Here is an 11,282-nt window from a genome sequence, read left to right on the forward strand (position 1 = left end):
AAAAAGGAAATTGGGTTTATTACGGACTAATGCACGGACCAATAACGGTCGAATTTTATACGGACGGTACGGTTTGGGGCAGTGTGGTGGCCAACATCTACCGGGTCGATTTGAAGAATGCCGGGAAGGGCAACGGTGTCCATGCCTACAGTTTTGAGGTACCAGCGGGATTGAAAGACGGCAACACACGCCTGATTCGGGCCCGGGTGTCGGGTTCAACGTACGATCTGAAAGATTCGGGCAAACCGCTCACCTGTCCCTCGCCGGTTCGGCTGTCGGCCGAAAGCAGCGAAGGGTTACAAGTGACGGTTTTGGGCAATCCGGTTAGCGACCAGATCGAGTTGGAAGTGCGCGGAGCCGAAGGCCAGCCCCTACGGTTTCGGTTGTCCGATGCCAGTGGGCGGCTATTCCAGGAACACCGGATTGAAGCGGCCAAACCGGTGGAACACCAAACCATATCCATCCAGAAGCAGCCACCCGGCCTGCTCCTGCTGCGCGTCGATACCAGGGCGCAAAATCACACGCTGAAAATTCTGAAACGCTAATCATTCATGCCCCCAAAAGACTCGAAGGAGTCTTTTGGGGGCCATCGAAAGTCAGGGGCAACGGCATGGGGATCGATGCAGTTTATAGGGTCTTTTTCCTATATTTACCCCAGATTCCTTTAACCGACAACGCATTCATGCAAGCCACCCTCTCTCCCCCGGTTATACGTACCAAAATCCCCACGTATATCTACGCCGTGGTGTTCTCCTCGCTCTGCATCGTGTGGGGCCTGCTCTGGGACATCATGTGGCACATGAGCATTGGCCGCGACGGCCTGTTTGCGCCCCCGCATCTGCTCATGTACGTTGGAGCCGTCGTAGCGGGTGCTTTTTCCGGGTTTAAGATTCTGCAGTTGACCTTCGCCAAAAGGAGTCCCGAGCGCACCAGCTCCGTCCGGTTCTGGGGCATTTTCTACGGATCGCTGGGGGCCATGTACTGCGTCTGGGGTGCCCTGACCATGCTGACCTCCGCGCCCTTCGACGACTGGTGGCACAACACCTACGGCCTTGACGTCCAGATCCTGACTCCTCCGCATACGGTTTTGCTGATTGGCATGATGACCGTACAATTCGGGGCCATGATTGGCGTGCTGGCGTTGCAAAACCGGGTAACCAACGATCTTTCGGCAGACAGTGCGTGGGATAAGAAACAGGCGCAGCGGCTTAAGATCATGTTTACCATTGCCGCCGGTCTGCTGTTAAGCATCCTGTATACGATGCTCGCCGAAAAACTGGGGCAGTGGGCTTCCCACCATTCCTCCTCCTACATCACCATCGGCATTGCCTTTCCGTTTTACCTGCTGGCAGTGGGCCGCGCGTCGTCACTTCGCTATCCGATCACCCTCACGGCGGCTGCCTACATGCTGACGATGCTGATTCCGAGCTGGATTCTGCCTTTCTTCCCGGCCACGCCCCGGCTTGGCCCGGTTCTGAACCCCATCACCCACTACCAGGCCTTCATGTTCCCGCTCTTGCTGGTCATTCCCGGTTTTGTGCTCGACAAACTGCTCCACCGCTTCGATGGCGGCAAGCTCAACGACTGGCTGCTTTCTGCGCTCACCGGCACGGTTTTCATTCTGGTTGTCACGGGGGTTCAGTGGTATTTCGGCGAATTTCTCCATACATCACCCTACGCCCAAAACGGTTTTTTCTTTTCCAATTCAATGTCGTACGGAGAAGATCCTTCCTGGCCCTATCATCACCAGTTTCATCCCCACTGGCTGCAGTCGACCCCGGACTTTCTGAAGGGCATCGGGATTGCCATTCTGTGCGCCATCGGGTCGGCCCGGGTGGGACTGCTGTGGGGCAACTGGATGAAACGGGTGCAACGCTAAGGATTAAGAGTTAAGAATTATGAGTTAAGAATTATGAGTTAAGAATTATGAGTTAAGAGCTAATAGGTAAGATGGTGCGTCCTTTCAAAATGAAGAATTTCCTGGTGCGGGTCCTGTTGTATTCACTCATTCTCTCATTCACTCATTCTCTCATTGCTTTCGCCCACATCGGTAGTCCGGGCGTGCTGGTGCAGAAGCAGGCCGGAAAATACCAGGTGCTGGTGAGTGTTATTCCGCCGGATGTGGTGCCCGGAACGGCCAAAGTAACGGTTTATGTGGAAAGCGGCCGGGCGTCGTCCATTCTGGCGCGGCCGATCTATTTTTCGTCCGGCGACGAGGGCGCACCGGTTCACGACGAGCTTCAGGCGGTGGGTGAAAACCGCTACGAGGGCGTTGTCTGGATGATGGATTCCGGCTCGTCCAGCATCGAACTGAACATCGGCGGCCCCGACGGAAAAGCCTCCCTGGTGGCCCCGGTTCTCTCCGTCCCGACCAAAATGGAGCCTATGCCTACCGGAACCGGCGTCGGCTTGGCAGCCCTCGGCATTTTACTGGTCGTTCTGTTCATTACAACGGTGGGGGCCAGCCTGGCCGACGGAACGCTGAAACCGGGTCAGTCCGTACCCACCTCTTACCGGCGGAAGCGGCTGATCGGCATGGGCATTGCCGCCATTCTGCTGGGCGTTGGTCTGACCGGCTGGCGAACGTGGTGGACGAGTTGGGCGGACGGCTACCGCAACCACGAATTGTATGCGCCAACACCGATTCAGTCTACCGTGAAAGCAGCGGCCAACGGACAGCCGGTTCTGTCGATCCGGATCGACACCTCGCACTTTGCCGAAGGCGGCATCAAACGCCGTCGCCTGGGTTTCATCGTGCCGGATCACGGCAAGCTGATGCACGTTTTTCTGGCCCGAACGCCCGGACTCAATGCCTTTGCTCACCTCCACCCCGACCGGAAAGAACTCGATCAGTTTGAGTCGAATCTGCCTGATTTGCCCGCAGGCCAGTATCTGCTGTATGCCGATGTGGTATTCCGCAGCGGTTTTGCTGAAACCCTGACCGACACCATCACGATTCCCGATCGTTCCCAAAAAACCGTTGCGGATGGGAAAAACCGGACGGAAACCGATCGGGACGATAGCTGGCTGGTGACGGAAGCCATGGGGGTCAAACCCAATGCCGTGGGCTTGCCTCACCTCGACGATGACATGGTGCTGTGCGGCATTCCGGGGGCCAGTTCAAAGCTGAGCGATGGTTCGACCATGCTCTGGACCGACAAACCGGCTGCTGTGCTGGAAACCGGAACCCCCTATGTCCTTAAGTTCGCCCTTGCCGACGCCCAGGGCAAACCCGCACCCCTGGAACCGTATCTGGGAATGGGTGGCCACGCGGCCATTGTCCGTTCCGACGGCACGGTGTATATTCACCTGCATCCGGTGGGAACGTATTCGATGGCGGCCGAATCCTTTCTGGTCGACCGCATTGCCGACACCACCCGCCGGTTTCAGTATCCTGATGCCACCCAATTCCGCGACAGCATCGACCGCTATGTGGCCCGGCTGAAACAGTTGCCCGAAGCGGAGAAAAATGCGTTGCTGCTGGCGGGGATGCCCGCGATGTCGCACCCGATGAAGGTCAATAACATGGTCGAATTTCCGTATGCTTTTCCCCGATCCGGCCATTATCGCATCTGGATTCAGGTCAAACGCAATGGACAGGTGCTGACGGGCGTTTTTGATACGCAGGTGAAGGACGGTTTGCTCTAATCGTCTATCTTTACGAAAAGTCAACTTTGCGTTATGAGAATTGTGTGTATATGGAGTCTTTTTTTTCTGACGACAACCGTTTTTGCTCAAACTAAAAAACCAGCGTTAAAAGCCGGACCGGGCCACAAGGTGTACGAACAGTATTGCCTCACCTGCCACCAGGCCGATGGCGGTGGCGTTCCGAACCTGAATCCGCCCCTGAAGCAGACCGACTGGGTGCAGGGCGACAAAACCCGGCTGATCAACGTCATTCTGAAAGGACTCCAGGAACCGATCGAAATCAATGGAGAAACGTTTGACAATGTGATGCCCGCCCATGATTTTCTTTCCGATAAAGAAATTGCTGACGTTCTGACGTTCATTCGCAACAGTTTTGGAAACAAAGCCGATGCCATTACGGCGGAGGACGTGAAGAAAGTGCGAAGTGCGAAATAAAACTGTATGCACTGTGATTAGAAAGATTAATGGATTAACTATGACCGTTGATAAATCCTGAAAACCGATCAGGAAACGCCTAAACCCATGAAAAACCGTCTCTTTGCTACCCTTTTTGCCTTTAGTCTGCTGGCTTCGGCCTTTGCCCAACCCAAGTCGCCGGTGGGCCTGCAATTGTATAGTTTCCGGGAACAATTTCCGAAAGATGTGCCCGGAATGCTGGCGAAAGTCCGCCAGATGGGTTTCCGGGAAGTCGAACTGGCCGGAACGTACGGCATGGAACCCGCTGAATTTCGGAAACTGGTTGAAAAAAACGGACTGAAACCGATCAGCACCGGGGCTTCCTACGAGGATTTGTCCAATAACGTTCCGAAGGTACTGGCCGAAGCCAAAGCACTGGGCGTCAAATACGTAATGTGTGCCTGGATTCCGCACAATGGCGACGTCTTTACGCTGGAAGATGCCAAAAAAGCGGCTGATGTGTTCAACACCGCCGGAAAACTCCTGAAAGACCACGGCATTCTGTTCTGCTACCACATTCACGGCTACGAGTTCCAACCGTATAAAGACGGCACGTTTTTCGATTATTTAGCCGAAAATCTGGAGCCTCGCTATTGTAACTTTGAAATGGACGTCTTCTGGGTAAAACACCCCGGTCAGGACCCGATTGCACTCCTGAAAAAATACCCGAACCGCTTCCCGCTCATGCACCTGAAAGACCGCAAACCCGGCACCCCCGGCAACAACACCGGCCACGTCGACGTGGAATCGAACGTGGCCATTGGCAAAGGCGATCTGGGCATTGCCGAGATTATGAAGCAGGCCAAAAAATCGGGCGTCAAGCACTATTTCATCGAAGACGAATCTTCACGCTCGATGGAGCAAATGCCCGAAAGCATAGCGTATTTGCAGAGCTTGAAATAAGCACAAAAAAAGCCCTTGCGGGCTTTTCAAGTCTGTATTGATCTTAAATCAGGCCGAAACCTTCAGGTGTTTGCCACTAGCTTCCCGGTTTTTCTGCGGATCGTAGGCGATGAAGAACGTCAGCCACGAACGACGCGCCAGCCGGAAAAAATAGGGCGTCAGGATCACCAGTGTCGGCACCAGTCCCATCAGGTAATAATCCAGATCGACCTTCAGCCAGCTCACGAACACGAAGAAGGTAAGAAGGGTGTAGATCGTGTAAAATGCGTAACTCACAAACATCGAACCCCAGTAGAATCCCGGTTCCGGAATAAGGGCTTCCCCACAATGCGAACAGTTTTCGTGCATTTCATCAAACCGGCGGCTGTAGGCACTGCTGGTGATGAAAAAGTCGCCCTGATGACAACGGGGACATTTGTTGAACACGACGCTATACAATCGATTATCTTTTAACATGGCTTTCGGACGTTAACATACCCAGAAGCCGCCGGGCGGCCATCAGGTATGCAACAAAGGTACGTCATGGGTCCCCCTTTCGGAAAGACAGAACCGGACAGGTATGGTACAAATCAACGATCAGGCACTCACCGACTGGCGAAATTCGGCGGGCGTTTGGCGGGTGTGTTTTTTGAAAAACCGGACAAAATAAGACGGATCGTCGAAGCCCAGCAGAAAACTGATTTCTTTCACCGACCGGGTGGTATGCGTCAGCAGCCGTTGCGCTTCGATGGTCAGCCGTTCGTGCAGCAACTGGCTGGCGGTTTTTCCCAGCACCTTTTTACAGATGGAATTGAGGTAGTTGGGTGTCAGGTGCATCTGTTCGGCATAAGCCGCCACTTCCCGAACCGTTAAAAACTGCTGTTCCAGCAATTCCTCATACTGCCGGATTTTGTCGAAAAGATGGGTATCGGTATCGGTCTGTTTTTCGGTATATAGCCGGTTGGCGGCTTCCAGCATGAGGTGAACAAAGGAGAGTAAAATCTCCGTCCGGTTGGGCAGTCGCGTTTCGTATTCCTGCCAGGTATACGTAAATAAATCCTGAAAAAGAGCCGACGAACCCGCCACTTCCAGCAGCGGCTGGTGTTGGTGCGAATGGAAAAACGGATACTGAAACAAGCGATTTCCAAACCGGCTTCGGCAAAAATTGGCTTCAAAAAACAGGTTGAAGCCTTCTATATCGTCGGACAACTGCCAGCTGTGAACCTGCCCCGGGGTGAGAAAATAGAGCTGGTGGGGTGCAATCGCATACGTTTTGAAGTCGATGGTATGCGTGCCGCTGCCCTTAACAATCCACATCACGAGGTAAAACGTGTGCGAATGCGGTTTGTCGATTCCTTTAAATTCCTGCACCAGTTTCTCCAGCCGCGTCATGTAAAAGAGCGCGTTGGGCTCGTGACGGGGAAACGCCTGAAGATTGTAAACCGGTACGGGCGTGGACATGGTTGTTTTTAAATTTTATGATAAATGTAAAATGATAAATGATGAATAGAAAAGTGGGGCGGGCGCATGCTAAGCACCTTTACATTCATCATTTATCATTTGATATTTTACATTCTTTTAAATCCCCGTTTTTACAACCCTTTTGACCCGCAAAAATCGGTTCAATTCGTAGGCGTCGAAATTCGGTGCTGCCGGATCGACGCTGGTGACCCGGATGTGGCCCGATGCGTGGATAAACTCGTTGTTACCAATCCACATGGCGACGTGAACCACGCGCTCGGGTTTATCGGCGGTGGCGGGTTCACCAAAGAACAGCAGGTCGCCAGGTTTGAGTTGGGCGAAGGTTTTGTTGGGCGTGTCGATCAGTTCGCCCTCGTTCACCTGCTGCGACGCATCGCGCGACAATTGCTGCCCGTTGAGCAGGTAAACGGTTTTGGTAAAACCGCTGCAATCCATGCCCTTCACCGACGTGCCGCCCCACAAATACGGAATACCCATCAGACTTTTCGCCGTGCTGACCAGGGCTTCTTCCGTGGGTTTGGCGGTTTCTTTCCACCGATCAAACCGCTGGGCTTCCCGTTTGGAAACATAGCCCGTCCGGCCGTCGGGATACCGGACCTGAAAATACTGCCGCTGTTCGCTGACCAGCACCAGCGTATTCCCGGCCACAATGTCGGATACGGTTTGGGATCGTTTGCCCGGTTCGCTGTAGACAAACCCGAAAGGACGCGTGTAGATGATTTTTTCAGCCGACTGCCACTGTTCAAAATCGGCCTTCGTCATCAGTTGGATGGCACCCGCATCTGTCCAGGCAATGTACTGATCGGGCGTTTGCACCTGATACCAGCCCCGGTCTTTGTCCCATACTTTCAGCGGCATGCCCAGCAGGGCCTGCGTGGACAGTTCGGCGGCATTCCGGGCGTTGGAGCGCAAATTGGCAACGGATACATTGGCAACGGCGTAGATCCTTTCACCCAAAACCGGTGAGGGTAACAATTGAATCTGATCGACAACCGCCACATCCGCGGCTTTCAATTGCGTGAGTAAAGCCTGTTTGGCTTCGGGTAGGTTGGTAAAACCGGTCAGTTGACCCGACGAATCTGCTTCCACATTGAAAATCGCCACCCGTTTATCCGGCGCATACTGCTTCCGAACAGCATCAACAACCTGACTGATGGATTGCGTAAAACCGTCGGCGGAGATCATAAAAAGCAGCGAAAATCCAATAAAGATTCGTTTCATGGTACCCAGAAAAGAAGAAAGATAACAGACGAAAGAGAAAAGACCTATACCGAATGATTCAAATTTCTGATATTCATTGCTCTGGAATCGATTGAATCAGGCATCGGCCGGCAGAACGCACAAAAATACAAAAGCCGGAAGCAAATTCGTCTCCGGCTTTTTATAGTTTTTGGTTTACGGTTTTTATTTATTCGCGTTGAAAGACAGCAGCAGTTCGTCGCCAGTTTCGGAGGTTCCGGAAACATTAAAGATGATGAAACCGCCGTCGGCATCGCCAATCCGTTCGCCATCGGCATACAGCCCAAAAACTTTCCCGGACTCCCGCACATCGACTTCCAGGTCTTCCAGCACCGGAATGGTTCCTTCGCCTTCAATCACGAGGTTTACATTCATCAGCACTTTTCCATCCGATTTTTTGGTCAGTTTCACCGTTCCGGAAGCGACCGTTTTGCCGCTTTCCACCACGGGTAATTTTTCCAGTTCGACTTCGTTGGCGCCGTTGATGAAGTGGAAAGAGCTCAGTTTGTACGTTCCTGCTACTTTGGCCGCCGGTTCAGCAGGCTGATCGGGTTTGGGATCGTCGTTGTTGTCCTTTTTACAAGCAGCCAGTACACCGAGTACAAACAGAAAAACGAGTATTTTTTTCATCAGTAGAGTTGTTTTGTTCGCTGCAAACCTAGCGTTGAACAAACCGTATCTCAACCGATGGTTACCTGAATCGTCATTTTGCCTACTTGAACCGTTAGCAATGGTTCCTGAATCCGATCAGGTGGGTAAGCAGGTGACGAAAGACGGGTGCCGGATTTGCGGGTTGGCAGGATGTAAGCGAACCGTAACAGCCTTGCGGAAAGTTGTTTCCGCAAGGCTGCATCGCTCGTTGGTCTATCAGAAGCGGTTTATAGATCGGTTCGTGGTTGTTCTGTTAATAAGTCACCTTGTAACTGTAACAGCCCGGTTTGGGCGGAGCCTCCACGGCAACTGAAAACCGCTCGCAGGGCCGTAGCCCTTGGGTTACGATCAATAATCGTACGAAAGCTGTAAGGGCTAATAAACCCTTACAGCGGTGATGCTAGACTAGTACGCTTCGACCACCTGGTTGATAAAGTCAGTCGAAGCATTGCCCCCGCTGCGGGTATTGAGCGAAACCCGGTAAAACGTTCCGTCTTCGTTGGAACTGATGAAGCTATACCAGGCCAGAATGTCGTTCCCCATCGTATTAAGCTGTCCTACAGACCAGTCCTTCCACTGGTCCCAGTCGCCGGTTGTAAAGGTGACCTGAAAAAACAAGTTCGTAACGGTAGCGGTGTTCCACCACGACAGGCGGTTGGAGTTATAGACGGTGGTTTGCGTAGGCTGGGCCGTCATCCGTATCTGTAGGCGCAATAGATTGTTGGGCGCATCCCGTACCGCCCGGAACTCCAGATTGCCCGCTTTGCAGGTTCGGGACGAATTGGCAAGCCCGACATAGTTCAGCTTGGCTACTGTGACCCCCACGGTGGTGTTCTGCACCGTCACCTGCGACCAGACCGGGCTGGCCGGGGTGCCGACGTTGACGTAAATCCCTTCTCCTTTCAGGTTCGTTCCGGTATGGTAGACTAATAGCCCTTTAGCCGGGGTTGGAATGGTAACCGCATCGGTTTCACTCGTCAAGGCAAGCCGGGGCGGCAGAAAGCCCTTGTTGGTGCTTTCTGCCTCCAGTACGGCACTGGGGTCGATGGTGGTGGGGTTGTTGCCGATTTTGACCTGAGCAAGGATAGTGGTCGGGCAAGTTGCCATCAAAGTTACTGCGGCCACAAATATTTTAACAAGTGTAATTGCTTTCATCGGTTTTTCTTTCTTTTTTTAAATTGTGTGGGATTGAACGAGGGTGACCACGTAGCTACCCGAAAAAGGCACAGGCAAGGACCTATGCAGCATGAAAAAAAGCTATGTCAGTTCGTGTATGCACAAGCAATCTTTTTCAGTTCTGGATCCTTATGGGGTTTTGATTTACCGTCCCTATTTCACGTCAGGGAACGGCTGTGGGTGGGGATTACTCTTCTTAATGGTGCATAGGCGTTCAAAGTTAGTGGGATCTGAATGTCGTTGACTTTAGACATTGACAATTCTGATGCCTGTCTACCCTGAGAAAACGGGTAAGTTTTTTTTGGGAAATAAAAAAGGAGCTTTGGGAGAATGAGTGACTAAATGGAACAAAATGGTACGAAATGGAAGATACTGACAGATTATTTGGATTCGCAGTTAGGGTTGATATCCATTTTGGAACTATGTTTGAGCACCAATGTTTTTTGTCGCAAAAATACGCCTTGTGCCATTCTCCTACGTGCGGGCAGTCTAGCAGTTTAAGACCGGAAAGCAAGGCTTCGTAAGCTTTTGAGTACTCAGTCCGAAATCGCATCCATTTCAATAGTTGCATTTTTGGGGCTGTTTTGACCCTGACCGGCTGCGTACAGGGGTATCCGTAATACGTTCAGAAATGCATTGAAGTCATCTACTCAAAGGAAAAATGCGGAGGCAAGCCCTTACTGCCAGTTTGCGGGGTATCCAACGTTTCCTGTTTTCTACTCACGATGAAAGTACCCTACTCACAGACGATAGGCGAAAAGGTGTTTATTAGTGGCACGTGGTCCCTTAAACTGTTGCTCAACTGGACCATAGGGGGCACTCTTTACTGCATCGTTTTTAAGTTAATTTTCCATTATGCACTGGGAGAATTCCAAATTCAGAATAAAAAATGGATGCTCTGGTTGGTCTTCCAGATCGGTTGTATACCCGGCGCTATTCTACTCGTCGGGTTAGTAACATTCAGCATTTGGGATAACATCTGGCCGGCGACGTATCCCATTCCACTGGGGCTTCGTGAAAAAGCAAGGGCCTTCCTGATTCAGGCTGGCGTTCTTTTTGCCATTTATAGTCTGATTGTACTTTTTTCAATTATCACCAATTGGCTGTTTGATTTCCGCCCCCTATCCATTTGGGCGGTTCCGCTCCATACGGGTTTCGCTTTTATACCGCCTAGTGTCGCTTTTTTCTGGTTTAATACCTATTTAATTGCCGAAAATGAATTTATTAAACTCCAGCAGGAAAGCAGCCCAGCCAGTAAATTGAATCAGGAAAACCTCGTAGAAGTTCTGGATGAAGGGACGCAAACCGAAGAAGCTCCTAAGGAAGATGCTGCCCTTGCGGTATCATCTCTCAAAACCAGCACCGCCCCTGTTGAATACATCAAGCTGTTAGAAAACAACCGGACAATCTTAAGGCTTTTGCCCGAACAGCTCTTCGTGGTTCAATCGCAGGGTAATTATGTCTATGTCTACTGGCTTGAGAAGGGAGAAAAACTGGAAAAAACGCTCCTCCGTACATCCATTAGCAAGATCGAGTTTATGCTCAGGACCTACCCGGTTTTTATGCGCACGCACCGAAGCTACATCATCAATATGGAAAAAGTCCGCAAAGTCGAGGGAAACACCCGGGGGCTGTTTGTCCGGATTGCCCTGCTCGACGATCTTGTGCTCGTTGCCCGTAGCCAGATCGAGACTTTCAAAGAGGCTTTTCTGAAACAAGACATCTACACCGGGTTCTAGCTCTGCCCT

At 51.8% G+C, this 11,282-nt stretch carries 11 protein-coding genes; 6 read left to right on the plus strand and 5 right to left on the minus strand.

Features of this window, described 5'->3' with window-relative positions:
- The 5 genes from FH871_RS00005 to FH871_RS00025 all read left to right on the plus strand — a co-directional run.
- On the plus strand, window positions 1-545 hold a 545-nt coding region (locus FH871_RS00005), incomplete at its 5' end, for a T9SS type A sorting domain-containing protein (RefSeq protein ID WP_212768188.1).
- Window positions 546-682: 137 nt separating this feature from the next.
- Window positions 683-1,879, plus strand: a complete 1,197-nt coding sequence (locus tag FH871_RS00010) for a hypothetical protein (protein ID WP_138989305.1) — start codon at window positions 683-685, stop codon at window positions 1,877-1,879.
- Between the two features lie 89 nt (window positions 1,880-1,968).
- On the plus strand, window positions 1,969-3,648 hold the full coding sequence (locus tag FH871_RS00015; RefSeq protein ID WP_171062717.1) for a hypothetical protein: 1,680 nt from the start codon (window positions 1,969-1,971) through the stop codon (window positions 3,646-3,648).
- A 33-nt stretch (window positions 3,649-3,681) separates the two neighbouring features.
- A complete protein-coding gene (locus FH871_RS00020; RefSeq protein WP_138989307.1) occupies window positions 3,682-4,083 on the plus strand; it encodes a cytochrome c in 402 nt (133 codons plus the stop codon).
- An 87-nt stretch (window positions 4,084-4,170) separates the two neighbouring features.
- Entirely contained in the window at window positions 4,171-5,007 is an 837-nt protein-coding gene (locus FH871_RS00025; protein WP_138989308.1) for a sugar phosphate isomerase/epimerase, read from the plus strand.
- 48 nt (window positions 5,008-5,055) lie between these two features.
- Here FH871_RS00025 and FH871_RS00030 read toward each other — a convergent pair whose 3' ends face one another.
- From FH871_RS00030 to FH871_RS00050, 5 genes are all read right to left on the minus strand, one after another.
- The gene (locus tag FH871_RS00030) at window positions 5,056-5,463 is read right to left on the minus strand and encodes a DUF983 domain-containing protein (RefSeq protein ID WP_114405731.1); all 408 of its coding nucleotides are present in this window, start codon (window positions 5,461-5,463) and stop codon (window positions 5,056-5,058) included.
- A 120-nt stretch (window positions 5,464-5,583) separates the two neighbouring features.
- The gene (locus FH871_RS00035) at window positions 5,584-6,447 is read right to left on the minus strand and encodes an AraC family transcriptional regulator (RefSeq protein WP_138989309.1); all 864 of its coding nucleotides are present in this window, start codon (window positions 6,445-6,447) and stop codon (window positions 5,584-5,586) included.
- A gap of 117 nt (window positions 6,448-6,564) precedes the next feature.
- Window positions 6,565-7,689 carry an NlpC/P60 family protein gene (locus FH871_RS00040; protein WP_138989310.1) on the minus strand — a complete coding sequence of 375 codons (1,125 nt, stop codon included), beginning with the start codon at window positions 7,687-7,689 and terminating at the stop codon, window positions 6,565-6,567.
- Window positions 7,690-7,872: 183 nt separating this feature from the next.
- Window positions 7,873-8,337 carry a hypothetical protein gene (locus FH871_RS00045; RefSeq protein WP_138989311.1) on the minus strand — a complete coding sequence of 155 codons (465 nt, stop codon included), beginning with the start codon at window positions 8,335-8,337 and terminating at the stop codon, window positions 7,873-7,875.
- Window positions 8,338-8,763: 426 nt separating this feature from the next.
- The gene (locus FH871_RS00050) at window positions 8,764-9,513 is read right to left on the minus strand and encodes a hypothetical protein (protein WP_138989312.1); all 750 of its coding nucleotides are present in this window, start codon (window positions 9,511-9,513) and stop codon (window positions 8,764-8,766) included.
- Window positions 9,514-10,259: 746 nt separating this feature from the next.
- Here FH871_RS00050 and FH871_RS00055 point away from each other — a divergent pair.
- Window positions 10,260-11,273 (plus strand): LytTR family DNA-binding domain-containing protein, encoded by a 1,014-nt coding sequence (locus FH871_RS00055; protein ID WP_138989313.1) that lies wholly within the window; start codon window positions 10,260-10,262, stop codon window positions 11,271-11,273.
- The last annotated feature ends 9 nt before the right edge of the window (window positions 11,274-11,282 follow it).

It is taken from the genome of Larkinella sp. C7, assembly GCF_006149005.1.
GTDB lineage: Bacteria > Bacteroidota > Bacteroidia > Cytophagales > Spirosomataceae > Larkinella.